The 15,299-nt window shown below is 35.4% G+C and carries 19 protein-coding genes and 1 pseudogene; 4 read left to right on the top strand and 16 right to left on the bottom strand.

The features are described 5' to 3' along the window. Positions 1–39: 39 nt before the first annotated feature. From SH601_RS08730 to SH601_RS08680, 11 genes are all read right to left on the bottom strand, one after another. Positions 40–270, bottom strand: coding sequence for a hypothetical protein (locus SH601_RS08730; protein WP_319957906.1), 231 nt, complete (start codon positions 268–270; stop codon positions 40–42). A gap of 242 nt (positions 271–512) precedes the next feature. After that, positions 513–1,259 carry an RNA polymerase sporulation sigma factor SigF gene (gene sigF / locus SH601_RS08725; RefSeq protein WP_319957905.1) on the bottom strand — a complete coding sequence of 249 codons (747 nt, stop codon included), beginning with the start codon at positions 1,257–1,259 and terminating at the stop codon, positions 513–515. A gap of 9 nt (positions 1,260–1,268) precedes the next feature. Then, entirely contained in the window at positions 1,269–1,709 is a 441-nt protein-coding gene (spoIIAB, locus tag SH601_RS08720) for an anti-sigma F factor (RefSeq protein ID WP_319957904.1), read from the bottom strand. Continuing rightward, positions 1,706–2,059, bottom strand: coding sequence for an anti-sigma F factor antagonist (gene spoIIAA, locus SH601_RS08715; protein WP_319957903.1), 354 nt, complete (start codon positions 2,057–2,059; stop codon positions 1,706–1,708). Before spoIIAA ends, spoIIAB begins: the two co-directional genes overlap by 4 nt. Positions 2,060–2,175: 116 nt before the next feature. Further along, entirely contained in the window at positions 2,176–3,366 is a 1,191-nt protein-coding gene (locus tag SH601_RS08710) for a D-alanyl-D-alanine carboxypeptidase family protein (RefSeq protein WP_319957902.1), read from the bottom strand. 711 nt (positions 3,367–4,077) lie between these two features. Continuing rightward, positions 4,078–4,974, bottom strand: coding sequence for a site-specific tyrosine recombinase XerD (xerD, locus tag SH601_RS08705; RefSeq protein WP_319957901.1), 897 nt, complete (start codon positions 4,972–4,974; stop codon positions 4,078–4,080). Positions 4,975–4,977: 3 nt separating this feature from the next. After that, on the bottom strand, positions 4,978–5,196 hold the full coding sequence (locus SH601_RS08700; RefSeq protein WP_319957900.1) for a DUF4227 family protein: 219 nt from the start codon (positions 5,194–5,196) through the stop codon (positions 4,978–4,980). A gap of 69 nt (positions 5,197–5,265) precedes the next feature. Continuing rightward, the gene (gene fur, locus SH601_RS08695; RefSeq protein WP_319957899.1) at positions 5,266–5,745 is read right to left on the bottom strand and encodes a ferric iron uptake transcriptional regulator; all 480 of its coding nucleotides are present in this window, start codon (positions 5,743–5,745) and stop codon (positions 5,266–5,268) included. A gap of 109 nt (positions 5,746–5,854) precedes the next feature. Further along, positions 5,855–6,505, bottom strand: coding sequence for a stage II sporulation protein M (spoIIM, locus tag SH601_RS08690; protein WP_319958129.1), 651 nt, complete (start codon positions 6,503–6,505; stop codon positions 5,855–5,857). Positions 6,506–6,578: 73 nt separating this feature from the next. Further along, positions 6,579–7,739, bottom strand: coding sequence for an endonuclease Q family protein (locus SH601_RS08685; protein WP_319957898.1), 1,161 nt, complete (start codon positions 7,737–7,739; stop codon positions 6,579–6,581). A 1-nt stretch (position 7,740) separates the two neighbouring features. Continuing rightward, on the bottom strand, positions 7,741–8,286 hold the full coding sequence (locus SH601_RS08680; protein WP_319957897.1) for an NUDIX hydrolase: 546 nt from the start codon (positions 8,284–8,286) through the stop codon (positions 7,741–7,743). A gap of 140 nt (positions 8,287–8,426) precedes the next feature. Between SH601_RS08680 and SH601_RS08675 the strand changes: the two genes are divergently transcribed. Next, positions 8,427–9,341: an aldo/keto reductase gene (locus tag SH601_RS08675; RefSeq protein ID WP_319957896.1), complete on the top strand. Its 915-nt coding sequence runs from the start codon at positions 8,427–8,429 to the stop codon at positions 9,339–9,341. Positions 9,342–9,464: 123 nt separating this feature from the next. On the opposite strand, the gene SH601_RS08670 is transcribed toward SH601_RS08675, so the two are convergent. Both SH601_RS08670 and SH601_RS08665 read right to left on the bottom strand, forming a co-directional pair. Further along, on the bottom strand, positions 9,465–9,782 hold the full coding sequence (locus SH601_RS08670) for an iron-sulfur cluster biosynthesis family protein (RefSeq protein WP_319957895.1): 318 nt from the start codon (positions 9,780–9,782) through the stop codon (positions 9,465–9,467). A gap of 13 nt (positions 9,783–9,795) precedes the next feature. Further along, complete coding sequence (locus SH601_RS08665) at positions 9,796–10,584, bottom strand: SDR family NAD(P)-dependent oxidoreductase (RefSeq protein WP_319957894.1); 789 nt, start codon at positions 10,582–10,584, stop codon at positions 9,796–9,798. Positions 10,585–11,125: 541 nt separating this feature from the next. Here SH601_RS08665 and SH601_RS08660 point away from each other — a divergent pair. Continuing rightward, a complete protein-coding gene (locus tag SH601_RS08660; protein ID WP_319957893.1) occupies positions 11,126–11,251 on the top strand; it encodes a hypothetical protein in 126 nt (41 codons plus the stop codon). 47 nt (positions 11,252–11,298) lie between these two features. Continuing rightward, the gene (gene rnz / locus SH601_RS08655) at positions 11,299–12,216 is read left to right on the top strand and encodes a ribonuclease Z (protein ID WP_319957892.1); all 918 of its coding nucleotides are present in this window, start codon (positions 11,299–11,301) and stop codon (positions 12,214–12,216) included. Positions 12,217–12,269: 53 nt separating this feature from the next. Here the strand turns inward: rnz and SH601_RS08650 are convergent. Further along, positions 12,270–13,391: pseudogene (locus SH601_RS08650) on the bottom strand (DNA polymerase IV); the annotation flags it as partial. 10 nt (positions 13,392–13,401) lie between these two features. Beyond that, the gene (locus SH601_RS08645) at positions 13,402–14,520 is read right to left on the bottom strand and encodes a M20/M25/M40 family metallo-hydrolase (RefSeq protein ID WP_319957891.1); all 1,119 of its coding nucleotides are present in this window, start codon (positions 14,518–14,520) and stop codon (positions 13,402–13,404) included. A 92-nt stretch (positions 14,521–14,612) separates the two neighbouring features. Between SH601_RS08645 and prli42 the strand changes: the two genes are divergently transcribed. Beyond that, a complete protein-coding gene (gene prli42, locus SH601_RS08640; RefSeq protein ID WP_319957890.1) occupies positions 14,613–14,714 on the top strand; it encodes a stressosome-associated protein Prli42 in 102 nt (33 codons plus the stop codon). A gap of 115 nt (positions 14,715–14,829) precedes the next feature. Here the strand turns inward: prli42 and SH601_RS08635 are convergent, their stop codons facing one another. Then, positions 14,830–15,261, bottom strand: a complete 432-nt coding sequence (locus SH601_RS08635; protein ID WP_319957889.1) for a BrxA/BrxB family bacilliredoxin — start codon at positions 15,259–15,261, stop codon at positions 14,830–14,832. Positions 15,262–15,299 lie beyond the last annotated feature (38 nt).

The following is a 15,299-nucleotide window of genomic DNA, read 5'->3' as shown; positions in this document are numbered from 1 at the left end:
TTCTTTGTATTATTTCTCTATAACAGACGATTATGTACTTTACGATACAGCATTAGTCTCACTATGACTTTTTTTGCAAATTTTTATCGTATAAAATATGGCTCTAGAACCAAAACCAAGTGCCAATATACCAAACGCAAGAAAAAGTAGCGTTTTATCCATTACTTGGTTGCCCAGCAATATAAGATAGACTAACATTATGATAGCTACTATAAACAACAAAAAATTACAGAGTAAAGCAATAATCGTAAATTTTCTCGTTTTACTCACCTTTTGTGCCTCCTAATGTTTAACTCGTAGATTTTTGTTAACGATTACATAATTAGATTATATACGTTTATTAGTACAGAGGCAACCGGGAAACTCATCAGACAATTAACGGCTCTTCCCTCCTTAATAAGTGAAACGAGAGAATTTATCGCATAGAAAAAACCGAATATTAAAACTGCAGGATCGCACCTCCAGCAAACATTCGGAATTTTTCATCGTCAACTTTCATCTTGTTAAAAAGCTTAATTAGTAATTTCATCTTTTATTTGCGCAAGTATTTTCTTTTCTATTCGTGATACTTGAACTTGGGATATACCTAATCTGTTGGCTACCTCTGTTTGGGTTTTATCTTTGTAATATCGTAAGTAGACAATCAGCCGCTCACGTTCATCAAGCTCCTTTATGACCTGTTCCATTGTTAATCTATCAAACCAATTGTCACCTTTATCTGCAATTTGATCAAGTAATGTAATCGGGTCGCCATCATTTTCATATACCGTTTCATGAATGGATTGTGGCTTTTTCGTCGCTTCTTGGGCATGGATGATATCTTCTGGTGTCAAATCGAGTTTTTCTGCAATCTCTTGCACAGTTGGCGCTCTAGCAAGTTCTTTCGTTAACTCATCACTTACTCGCCTTATTTTATTTCCAATTTCCTTTAATGATCTACTAACCTTAACTGTACCATCGTCCCTAATAAAACGTTGAATCTCGCCAATAATCATGGGGACAGCATAAGTTGAAAACTTTACATCATACTCTAAATCAAACTTATCAATTGATTTTAATAATCCGATACATCCTATTTGAAACAAGTCATCCTGATCATAGCCTCGATTTAGAAATCTTTGGACAACGGACCAAACCAGGCGAACATTTTTTTCTACTAAAAGTGATCTTGCTTCTTCATCTCCTTCTTGACTTAAGCGAATATATCGTTTTACATCTTTATCATCTAAAGGTGATGCATTAGATATTTTAGTGTTCATAGCCATCACCTATTTACACATCGTTTGACTAGTTTGAAGATCTTTTGTCATCTTTACTTTTGTACCTTCACCTGGATAAGAAATAATTTCTACTTTATCCATGAAATTTTCCATAATTGTAAACCCCATACCCGATCGTTCAAGTTCTGGCTTTGATGTATAAAGTGGTTCTTTAGCTAAGTCAATATTATCAATGCCCATGCCTTTATCTTCAATCAAAACAGATAAGGAGTTATCCGTTAATGTACATGATATATATACATCTTGATTAGAATCTTCCTCATAACCATGAATAATCGCATTTGTTACAGCTTCAGAAACAACCGTTTTAATTTCCGTTAACTCATCCATATTAGGATCTATCTGTGCTACAAAAGCTGCAACAGCTACTCTCGCAAATGCTTCATTTTCACTTACACTCTTAAATGTTAATTCTACATGATTATTCATGATGCTACCCCCAAACTAGAAAGCGCATAATCTTCATTCATCTCTAAGCGCACGATTTTAAACAAACCGGACATATTAAACAATCGTTTAACCGCAGGGTTTACTGAACAAACAATCATTTCTCCCCCTAATTGTTTCACTTCTTTATATCTACCTAGCACAACCCCAAGACCAGAACTATCCATAAATTGTAGTGAATCAAGATTTAAGATAACATGCTTCACTCCTTGATGCCGCAATTGTTCCTGCCATTCTATTTTAAGTCGAGCGGCTGAATGATGGTCTAATTCTCCATCCAATCGAACGATAAGAACATCTTGAATAACAGTAAATTGTGTTTGTAATTGCATATCGATCCCTCCCAGTTAGTTTCTATACTACGTTTTCTATTTTGAAAAATGAAAATCCTGCGCAATGACAAAACTAGAAAAAAATCGGTAAAAAAAACTTCTTTTCGACTCCGCCTTTAAAAGAAAGATTGAAACGTTCTCTTAAAAAGTTGCATAATATTAGCATGCTCAATATCGTCTAGTACGATCAAATCGGTTTCACTTACAACTTCTTCTCCATCCACTACTTGAAGTTTTCCTACCATTGTACCTTTCTCTAAAGGAAGTGTTACATCTTTATTAATCGTTATTTTTGTATCAAATTGACTAGAGTCTGTCCCTTTTGAATAAAGTACAGATACAGAATCACTTGTCACTACATCTACCTTTTGTTTATCTGCTTTTAACCATTCAAATGTTGTTATCGTCTGATTTTTATCAAATAACGGTTTCGTCTCAAACTTGGCATATGCATAATCTAACAGCCCGCTCACATCGCTATTTCGTTTTTTTGTATTTTCAGCACCCATTACAACCGCAATCGTTCTCATCCCATTTTTTTCTGCAGTTGCAGTCAAACAGTATTTCGCTTCTTTTGTGTAACCTGTTTTTAATCCATCCACTCCATCATAGAAGCGAACAAGCTTATTTGTATTTACTAGCCAAAACTCGTTTTCACTACCTTTTCGCAAATAATCCTCATAAACGCTTGTATAGTTTGTTATATCATCATACTTTAATAAAGCCTTAGCCATTACTGCCATATCATGTGCCGTACTATAATGATCGTCTGCAGGTAGACCAGTAGCATTTTGGAACTTAGTAGATGTTAGGCCTAGTTCCTCTAATTTATCATTCATCATTTCAACAAATACTTGCTCACTACCTGCAATTCTCTCCGCTAATGCCACACTCGCATCATTTGCAGAAGCAATTGCTACACCCTTTAGAAGATCATTTACAGACATTTCTTCTCCAGCTTCTAAAAATATTTGTGAGCCACCCATAGACGCTGCGTTTTCGCTTATTCTCACTTCTTCTTCGAGTGTTAATTCATTCTTCTCTAAAGCTTCCATTATCAATAGTAATGTCATAATCTTTGTCATACTTGCAGGGGGTAATTTTTCCGTTGAATTTTTATCATATAAAATATTACCTGTATCACGTTCGATAAGAATAGCTGATGCCGAATTTGGTGCTAGATCTAGTGACTCACTTTCACTAGCTTCTACTACGTCATGATTGGACTCATGATGAGCAAGTAGAGTACTTGGACTACCTAACACGACACTGATGATCACTAATACAGTCAAACCTATTTTTTTCAATACATTCACCTCCGATTAATAACATCTCTATTTTTGCCAAAATCAACTAATTATATAACAAACCACATAAAAAAAGAGACAACACTTACGAAGTCAAAAAGCGAGAGTCGATGGTGACTCATGTTAGTTACTCAACGAAATGCGCTCACTCATTCTGATTGATGGATAGTGGATATCTTATCGCTACGTCAGAATACTCCGCTTTCCATGGGCACGGTTTCAACTAACTTTTCAACAAGAGCGGTTGAAAAGTGGATTTTCAGCTCGCGCTGTTTCCATAGGAGTCCCCGTATTCTGCCTTCGCTTTGCTTATATTCTCTATTAGATAAGAGAGGAATACTTACATTTCATGTCCTTTGATTGAGTACGTCTCTTCGGGAAATGAATCATCGTATTTCCACTTGCAAACATTAGAACGCTTCATATAGCGGAGACAAAACACGAAGACTCCTGCGGGAAAGTACGAGCTGAAGATCCACTTTGTGAAGTGGTTTTCTTCACAAAGTTAGCTGAAGCCGTACCCGCGGAAAGCGTAGTGTTTTGTCGGAGCTTTATGCCAGCACCCATTATCAATAGAATGAAAGAAAAGTCTAGCTCAAGAGACTCTCGCTTTTTGACAACGAAAATGAATTTTGTTCATACGATATTGGAGGGATAGTATTAGAGGGATAAAAAAACCTGAACAAAAGCTCGAAGCTTTTGTTCAGGTTTTTATGCTCGCGGATGACTTGTTTTATAAATATCTTTTAATCTTGTTTTAGAAACATGCGTATAAATTTGTGTAGTAGATATATCTGCATGACCTAGCATTTCTTGTACAGCTCGTAAGTCAGCACCATTTTCTAGTAGATGTGTCGCAAAAGAATGGCGCAAAGTATGTGGTGATAGTTCTTTTTCTATCCCTGCTGTTTTTGCGATTTCTTTTATAATCTTCCAAAAACCTTGTCTTGATAGTGGATTACCATGATGGTTGACAAATACTGTATCTGTCTGTTTATTTTTCACAAGTTCATTTCTAGCTGATTGAATATATACTTGTAATGCATCTTTTGCTACATCACCTAAAGGTACAATTCGTTCTTTTGAACCTTTCCCAAAGCAACGTACAAATCCCATCGCAAGATGCAGATCATTTGTATGTAAACGAATCAACTCTGAAACACGTAAGCCAGTTGCATACATCGTCTCTAGCATCGCTTTGTTTCTAATTGCATATTTATCCGCTGCAGGAATATCTAACAGTTTATCAATATCTGATGTAGATAATACTTTCGGTAATTTGCGTTTTGCCTTTGGCGTCTCAATATGTAAACTAGGGTCTTCTTTCAGCCCATATTCTCTTATTAAGAACTGGTGAAATAATCGCAACGTTGATAACATTCTAGCGATTGTAGCTGAAGATTTCCCTGTGTCATTCAATTGATACAAAAATTGCATAATATCCTGACGTCCTACTTGATCCCATTTCGAAATCTGCCTTTTATCTTGAAGAAATTGATGATATTTCAACAGATCTCTTTTGTAGGCTTGTAATGTGTTATCAGATAACCCTCGTTCAATTTGTATAAAGTGAAAAAATTCTTCTATAGGATACTGCAATTCATCCATTGTTCATTCTCCCAATCGAAAAAAAATACTTAAACGTTGCCAAGTATCTGGCTCTTCTTGCTGAAATACTTTGACAGCTTTACCTTGTGGATAGTCATACCGATCCAACTTCTCATACTCTTGATGTAATGCTTTAATCACATAGTAAAACAGCATCGTACAGAGAACAAAAATAATAAAGATTTTCATCATTTCAAAAGTAACTTTTAGCATAGATATCATTCGGCATTCTCCTAAATAGAATAGATTAAACTCTATTAGCATTTATACCGATAATAATGAAAAATATACCTATCTTGCCACTAATCTTTTTGCTTCACAGTTAGAGCAAATGCGATCCTGACATTTTTTACATATACCATGAAATGTTAAACGATGGTCTTTAACAATAAATCCCCAATCACTTTGAACAAAATTTTCTACTTCTTCCAGCAAATCGTCCTCAATTTCTTCAACCGAACCACATTCTGTACAAACTAAATGATGATGGAAATGCTTCGCTCCTTCTTTTCTAAGATCATAGCGTGATACACCATCACCAAAATTTATCTTATCGACAATCTCTAATTCAGTTAATAATTCTAATGTTCTATAAACAGTTGCTAATCCAATTTCAGGTGCTTTATCTCTTACTAATAAGTATACATCTTCCGCACTTAGATGATCTTCTTCCCTTTCTAATAGCACCCGAACAGTCGCTTCACGTTGTGGTGTTAATTTATAACGTTGCGTATGCAATTCCTTCTTAATACGGTCTAAACGGTGTTCCATAATAATGAAGACCTCCTTACATAGTTTTATTATAAATAGTAGTATGTAAGGTGTCAATTAAAATTATTCTAAAAAAGGTTTCAAATGAACTATCATTTTATAATAATTATTAATTAATTATATTTCTCGAAAGAATTTTCATCGTTTCAAATGACACGACTGATTCTAATACAGCCGCAAGGCTCATCACTGCCATTAAGCAAATGAACACTAATGTGTAGCGATAAAAAATTTGAAGGATAGGTTGTTTATAACGTTTAGAAAAAATACTCTGTAAAAGTGTTAATGAGAATACCATTGCCATGCTACTCGCAATAATGTAAATAGGAATGATAATCAAATTTTGCGGTGCTATTGACGTAAATGAGAAAAGTAATCCATTAAAACCTAATTGATTAACGAAAAAGCCTACTGTAAATCCAATAGCTACCCCTTTTACAAACAACAATACCCATATAATAGGAAGCCCTATGACGGCTAACCCTAAGAAAAACAATAACGCCAAAAATTGAATATGATAGAAAATAGCATTAGTAAATAGTGCTTGTTTAGAAATATTGTCCTCTTGAAGGTAGCCAGAAAAAAATCGGTCTAAATAAAAGAATAAGTCTTGCTTTTGTACGAATGTCATACTATTTACAATGACTGCTCCAAATATAATACCAGTGATGAATAGAATAACTGTGAATATATAAATCGTATGGTATTTGGAAAAATGGCTAAAGAGCGGTTTTCGATTAGATAATTTCAATTCATTCACATCCTCCAATTATGTTCTCCCTTCAATCTATGAAAGAATTGATAGAAATAGAACATAACTAGAGATCAAATCATCAATCTTTGATTGTACCGTAACGACCACCGCCACCTTCGTTCAACAACAAAGATCCTTCTCTCATTTGTATAATCATATTAGCCAGTTTTGCACCTACTACCTTTTCTAATTCGTCTAAAGGTACCCGATGAATCACATTCATCTCCGTGCCAAAATGATCTAACAGCTTATCTAATGTCTTAGGACCTAACTTTGGTAAAAATTCTAGTGGTACTTGATAAGTATATGCAGGTCTATCGAGCTTTCTATTTGATTCACTAGCTAATTCACCAATCCGCTCAGAAACACCTTTAATAAATTTTACAGAACCACATTGATCACATTGTTCACCACTATACGGTGACAAACAGCTAGCACAAACGGTTCTGTAATACTTGCCTAATTTCGGATTCATCCCATAATTAGCAACAATCTTTCGACCTTGCTCATTTTTTAAAGCCTTCTTTAATTCCAGAAAACTCGGAGATTGCAACAGTACTTGTTGATACTCTCTTGCTATTTTCGCTAATGAATGGGCATCAGAATTGGTTAAATAGGTAAATGAACGTAACTCATCAATTTGGTCGGCCATTTCTGTATCCGAGCTTAAACCAAGTTCAACTGCATCAATTAAATTCCTATTTAACACTTCTGTTAATGAGCGCGATACCCCTTTACCGTACAGACTTTTAAAAGGTGTAAAGACATGGGCAGGAATAAAAAGTCCTTCAAGCTCAGCTGTTTTCGCTTGAAGGTCAACTGCCTCTCCATAGTAACGTTGAGAACTTAACTCTACATTTTTCATTCGTGAGGTAAGCCATTTAGAAAATTCCTTCATATTCTGAAGATACGGAAAATAACATAACACATGGATTGGACCTTTACAGTGCTTATCATATATTTCAATCTCACTACCTAAAATAAGCGTCGTTTGATTAAATTGGATACCTCCATCATCAAGCTCATAGGCAATTCCTTCTTCTAACGCTTTCTCTAATTCTTTGCATACCGTAGGCGCATGACAATCAATAATCCCTACGATGTCAATTCCTTTTCGTTCACTTGCTTCTTTCATTATTTTTGTTAACGTTAAATCTTTCGATGCCGTTATTTTTACTGGCTTGTTCTTGATGTTACGTCCTATATGAATATGTAAATCAGCAAAGTAGTTCTTTAACATTTTACCTCAGACCTTTGTATTTTAAATAAAGTATAGCGTAAATCGTTTTCGCATCATGAATTTCTTGCTCCACGATTAATTGTTCCGCTTCTTCTAATGTTAATTCCATTAATTCAACAAATTCATCTTCATCTAGTGGCTTAGGTTGCTCTACTTTTTTCAATGTGTTTGTTTTATATATATACATGATTTCATCTGCAAATCCAGGCGAAGTATAGAATGAAGTCACATAAGTTAAACTTTCCGTTGTATAGCCCGTTTCTTCTTCTAGTTCTCTTAAGGCAGTAACTTCTGGTTTTTCTCCCATTTCTAATTTACCTGCCGGAATTTCCACCAACGTTTTTTCAAGCGGTTTACGATATTGTTTCACAAAAATGATTTTATTATTCTCTGTAATTGGAATAACAGATACCGCACCTGGATGCTTAACAATTTCTCGCTTAGAAGTTTTTCCATTTGGTAATGTTACATCATCAACTTGTAAACTAATTACTTTCCCATCATAAATGGGTTTTGTCTGAACCGTAGTCTCTTTAAACTGAGCCACTATCATCATCCTCTCTTATTCAACGTTGTCATAGTACTTCTATCTAAAATCAAAGTTGTTATGTATCAATCTCTTCTATTGTATTTCTTTCTAATGATTTGTACAATTATTTCATATCATATTTTAAAAGGATGAATATAATGAAGAAAACGAAACTCGGAAAATCAAATTTGGAAGTATCACAAGTTGCACTCGGTTGTATGTCTCTAGGTACGAATGCTGACCAGGCAACAAACATTATTGATCAAGCATTAGATCTTGGAATCAATTATCTTGATACAGCGGATTTGTATGACAAGGGTCAGAACGAAGAAATCCTGGGCCAAGCAATTAAACATAAACGAGATCAGCTTATTCTAGCAACAAAAGTAGGGAATCATTTGAATAAGGATGGCAGCTGGTTTTGGGATCCACGAAAAGCATACATTAAAGAACAAGTAAAAACTAGTCTAAAAAGACTTCAAACAGATTACATAGACTTATATCAATTACATGGCGGAACCATAGAAGATCCCGTTGATGAAACGATTGAAGCTTTTGACGAATTAGTGCAAGAAGGGGTAATCCGTTATTACGGTATTTCTTCTATTCGACCAAATGTTATTCGAGAATTCGCGAAAAAATCAAATATGGTAAGTGTAATGATGCAATATAGTCTGCTAGATCGACGTCCTGAAGAAGAAGCTCTTCAGCATTTGAACAATCATGACATAAGTGTCGTAACAAGAGGATCGTTAGCTAAAGGAATGCTTAGCACGAATGGATTACAAATTGCTACTAACAAAGGAGAACAAGGCTATCTTGATTACGACGCTGCAACTATCACTAACACACTAACTCAATTACAAGATTTATTACATGATGGGCAAACATTAACTGGCTTAGCACTCCAATATGTATTAAATCAACAGGCAGTTACATCAATAGTTGCCGGTGCAAGTTCTATCGAGCAACTAAAAGAAAATGCCGAAGCACTAAATCAGCATTTTTCCCCTGAACAATTTGAAAAGGCAAAACAATTAACAAAGGCAAATTTATACGCACAGCACCGTTAAACAAACAAGGACTCGGAATAGCCCGAGTCCTTGTTTTACCACGGTAAAAATGTCCAAAATATACCTAGTTCAAGAAGCTAAATTGGATTATACGATACCAAATTCCGCTAACAATTATGGAGTCTAGGCAATAGTATTTACATGTATAAATGGATTTAACATTTCATTTGGACTTGTTAAACGAAATGTTGCACCATTATAATCTAATGTCATTTCATTGCTAAAGAAAGTAGCTTGTTGTATATCTACCACAACATCCATCTCTCCACATTCTACATCTTGATGACTTTTCTCACGATTTTCGATTAATGTAACTGTAGGCATACCATTAACCCCACAACCACATCCGTCTATATCATATGTTAAAGCAAGTAAACGTTTATTTGCTACATTAACTACTTTTATTTGCTCTAATGCTTGTTCTGTAATTGTTAATTTCATCATATAACCTCCGTTATTTCTTTTTAAAAGCAGGCCCTAGCAATTTTTCCATTGTCCGAGGGAAAGATTGATAGATTTTACTTCCAACATGCATCCAATAAGGTAAATTTATTTCTCTTTTATTGGTAAAAATAACCTTCGTCACTTTATTTGCAACATTCATTGGCTCTAACATATATCGCTCCACACTTTTTTGGTAGGTACCTTCTGGGTCAGCCGTCTCAAAAAATGCCGTTTTTACCGGTCCTATGTTGACAGATGTAACAAATACCCTTCCTTGTAGCTCCATCCTTAAAGCATTCGAGTAACTAATTACCCCTGCTTTTGTCGCGCTGTATACAGCAGATTTAGGTGTTGCCATCTTGCCTGCCTGTGAACCGATATTAATAATATGTGCTTGTTGTTGTGTGAGAAGAGTCGGCAATAACCTGGACGTCGTCAAAAACATTGCATTCAAGTTTAAGTTAACCATGTTCTCGATTGTTTGCCAATTCGCTTGCTCAAACATATCGAAATAGCCTATTCCAGCATTATTAATTAAAATATCTATCTTACCTGCTTCATCAATGATTCGCTCTATTGTTTGTTGCCATTTTGGATAATCTGTAATATCTACAGCATAAACAATCGGATGTACTGCATATCTATTCTCTATTTCCGTCTTTAGTTCCATCAATTTACTTTCTGTTCTAGCTACCAATATAGGGATAGCACCTTGTTTGGCTAACGAAAAAGCAAGGGCACGTCCAATACCACTTGAAGCACCAGTGATAAGCACATGTCTACCATTCAGTTTGTTCATTTGATCAACTCCTCTTCAATCATACCATATTTATCAATTGCTAGAATACTCTTATGAATTATAACGATATGGAAAAAATTTGTCCGTTTCCTTACTGATTATGATAAAGTGAGACTTCAATCAGTGGGAGATTTTGACTCCTACTGATTGTTAGCGAAACTTAACAGGAAGTTAGCGTCCGTGATAAAACGAACAACAAACCGTATAGATTTTGTGCGAGATTTTATCTATAATGAACGGAGGAAACTAGATACTGGAGCCTGGAAATCACCACAATATAAAGGTACTATTATTCCCACACTAGATGATCTACTTACTTAGAACATAGATAAACAATTAAAGTTAAATCTAGAATTTAAAATTAAAACGAGCGATTATACAGATATAGTGAAAATTGTCTTTGAGAAGTTCCGTACATATGGTATGGTAGATCATACAGTATTTCTAGCTTCAATCACCAAAGCATTAAAAAAGACAAAGTGATGAGGCATAAGCGGTCAACTATGCATTGCTGAGTGGTAAACGTAGGAAGAAGCGCATCATGACTAGTAATCAGCTGGGCGCAAAAGGGGACCATATTAACTTCCGCTTTTTATCCAAACGAACAATTCGCTTAGGGTGTAATGCCATTTTCACTGACATACTGAAACGTTCTGTTGAAATATAGAAACAGTTAGTAGAATTTTAGCGTTAATAATAGAAAGGAATTATTCTATGCAAGTACACTTTTTAGGAACTGGAGCAGGATTACCAAGTAAAAAACGAAACGTAACCTCTATTATTCTTGACTTATTACAAGAACGAAATGAACTTTGGATGTTTGACTGCGGCGAGGCTACACAACATCAAATCTTACATACGTCGATTAAACCTAGAAAGATCGATAAAATATTTATTACTCATTTACACGGTGACCATATCTTTGGACTTCCAGGCTTATTAAGTAGTAGGTCTTTTCAAGGGGGCGAAAATCCCGTTACAATCTATGGGCCCAAAGGTATCAAACAATTTATTGAAACAACATTATCTGTTAGTCAGTCTAAACTATCTTATCCAATTAATGTAGAAGAAATAGACGAAGGTATTATTTTTCAAGACGAACAATTTTCTGTCTCAGCGAAGAAATTAGAACATGGTATTGAAAGTTTTGGCTTTCGAATAGATGAACAAGATAGCCCTGGTCCATTACTTGTTGAGAAACTTAAAGAAGAAGGAATAGCACCTGGACCAATTTATCAACAATTCAAAACAAATGATACCGTTGAGCTACCTGATGGACGTACTGTATTGTCAAAAGACTTTATAGGCGAAGCCAAAAAAGGTAAAAGTATTGCTATATTTGGAGATACACGCTATATAGAAGAGCATATTACCTTCTGTCATCAAGTTAATCTATTAGTCCATGAAGCGACTTTTAATCAAGAACAAGCAGAACTAGCACACGATTACTTCCACTCCACTACAACACAGGCTGCAACTATTGCCAAAAGGGCCAATGTAAAACAGTTGATTCTTACACATATTTCTTCACGTTTTCAACTAGAAGAAGTGGATCAACTACTTTTAGAAGCAAAAGAAGTGTTTCCTAACACACAAATCGCGATAGACTTTGACTCATATCCCATCAAGTGAGAATTTACATTATATTAAAATAGAGGGCTTTTAGATTACCTAGCCCTCTATTCTTTCTTATATTCTTTCTTATATTCTTTCATATATTGATACATGTCCAATTGATAACTGATGTCCTGTTTCTTTACTGCATTTTGAACAGTAATTCCTAATAATCGGATAGGTTCTTGATTCCAATGATCTTCTAACAATCGCTCACTAAAGAATAAAATGTCTGCTCGTGAATCCACATAATTCGCTAACTTCATTCTTCTTGTAATTGTTTTTCGATCACTGTAACGAATAGTTAATTGAATCGTATCACCTACTGCTTGTTTTCGTTTCAACCGTTTTTCAACATTTTCAGATAACGATCGCAAGTGTGATAATAATTGCTCATAATCAGAGACATCTACAGGAAATGTTTGTGAACTACCGATACTTTTAAAGCTATTCGCCCTTTCAGGATCGACGGGTCTAGCATCTTCTCCCAGCGCCCGCAATTTTAGCCTCTCACCATTTACGCCTAATAACCCCTTCAAAAAAACGGTATCTGCTTCCACTAAATCTTCAATCGTTTCAATCTGATAGTTCTTCAATTTTTCAGCTGTCTTCTTTCCGATCCCATACATTTCTTCAATCGGTAAAGGCCAAAGCATCGTTTGAACATCTCTTTTTCTTAAAATGGTCATTCCGTTCGGCTTTTTCATATCTGACGCCATTTTTGCTAAAAACTTGTTCGGCGCAATCCCAATGCTACAAGGCAAATCCAAGTCAGCTGCTACATGTTGTTGAATAGCACTGGCAATATTAACTGGATTACCTAAATCATAACTATCAGTAATATCCAAAAATGCTTCATCAATTGATACTGGTTCTACATATGGAGTATAGTCCTCAAAAATACGAAAAATTTGGCTTGAGACTTCGCGATAACGATCAAAATTAGGGCGTTTCACAATCAAATCCGGGCATAATTTTTTAGCTTCCCATAAAGACATGGTTGTTTTAACACCTTTACTGCGAGCCTCATAACTACTAGTCACAATGATTCCTTTCCGTTCATCTGGATTACCTGCAATAGCAAGTGGCTTCCCTTTTAATTGCGGGTTATCCGCAATTTCGACCGAGGCATAAAAGCTATTCATATCAATATGAAGAATGACTCGGCCATTTTTCGGGTACCATGATTTCATATGTTCACACTCATTTAGCTGATTCTTTGACGATTTCCACTAATAAAGCTGGCACTTCCAATAAGTTCGCAACGTTTATCTTTTCATCTTTCGTATGGATATTTTCGTATCCAACTGCTAGATTTACCGTTGGAATTCCTTTTCCAGATAAATGGTTCGCATCACTACCTCCGCCACTAACTGCAAGTGTAGGAGTCTTACCTAATGCTTTTACTGCATTTTGTGCTATTTGCACTACTTGATCTTTTTCAGAAAACTTATAGTTCGGATATGTTTGTTGCACATCAATATCTACGGAACCACCCATTTGCTCTGCAGTCTGCTCTAACGCATCACACATAGCTTTCACTTGGTTATCTAATTTATCTTTCACTAATGATCTTGCTTCTGCTATTAATAATACTTGTTCACATACTACATTCGTCGGACCTTTACCTTCAAAGCTACCAATATTAGCTGTTGTTTCTTCATCAATACGTCCTAATGGCATTTGAGTAATAGCCTTTGCTGTTAAACTAATCGCCGAAATACCTTTTTCTGGACTAACACCAGCATGTGCTGCTTTACCATAAATGGTTGCGTATAATTTAGCTTGAGCAGGTGCTGCAGTAATCACCGTGCCAATTTCTCCATCACTATCAAGTGCAAAACCATACTCAACAGGAAGTTTAGCTGCATCAAATTGTTCAGATCCAACTAACCCAGATTCCTCTCCACTCATAATAGCAAAATAGATATCACCATGCTCCAGATTGTTGTCTTTTAAAAGGTGAATTAATTCAATAATAGAAGATATTCCTGCTTTATCATCTGCACCTAAAATCGTCGTACCATCTGAATGGATCACATCATCAGTAATTTCTGGTTTAATACCTTCTCCTGGAACAACAGTATCCATATGTGCCGTGAAATAAATAGCTGTTGCATCATTCTTCGTTCCTGGAAGCTTAGCAACAATATTACCTGCCTCATGGCCTGTTACTTCGTATGTATTATCTTCGTGAACTTCAAGCCCTAACTCCTGAAACAGGTTAACTAAATAATCGGCAATTTTTCTTTCTCTTCCTGTTTCTGAATCAATTTGTACTAGTTCAATAAATTGGTTGATTATGCGTTCTTGATTAATCACTTTTAATTCCTCTTTTCTATAAATTTACTTGTCCAAATTTTTAATTAGTTGTAAAATAAAGTTTAGCATCGCGCATAAAGGGGGAAATGAACATGGCATCTAAACGTGAAAAACGAATGAAAGTCGTTATATACATTATGATTGCTACTATGATACTATCGGTCTTTACAGCAGGATTGGCATATTTCATTTAATATCATACGTACTATTCACTCGCTCCATCAACATCGTGATAAAATAAGAAATTCAAACCCGTTTCACTAGAAGGAAACGGGTTTGAAACGTAAGAAACCATATCAATAGGTTCGTTTAAACTTCTTCACAATACTCATCAAACATTCCTTGTAACTTGTTCACTACATCTACTGGACTATGTCCTTCAATTTCATGACGTTCCACCATTTTTAAAATCTCACCATCTTTTAGTAATGCAAATGACGGGGAAGATGGTTGGTAACCTTTGAAGTATTGACGAGCTACTTCTGTTGCTTCACGATCTTGGCCAGCAAACACCGTTACAAACTGATCTGGTCGTTTATCATAATGAATAGCACTTGCTGCTGCTGGACGAGCAACCCCACCAGCACAACCACATGTAGAATTTATCATCACTAATGTTGTACCACTTTTCGGTAATACTTCATTTACTTCCTCTGGTGTTCTTAAATGTTCGTAACCTGCTTTCGTCATTTCATTTCTCGCAGACTCTACGATATCTCCCATGTACAAGTTAAATTCCATTTTATTCGACCCTCTCTCATTTTTTATACTCTTCTTAA

Source organism: Gracilibacillus pellucidus (assembly GCF_033949965.1).
GTDB lineage: Bacteria > Bacillota > Bacilli > Bacillales > Amphibacillaceae > Gracilibacillus > Gracilibacillus pellucidus.
The sequence above is the reverse complement of the archived record's forward strand: the minus strand, read 5'-3'. Positions and strand labels throughout refer to the sequence as shown.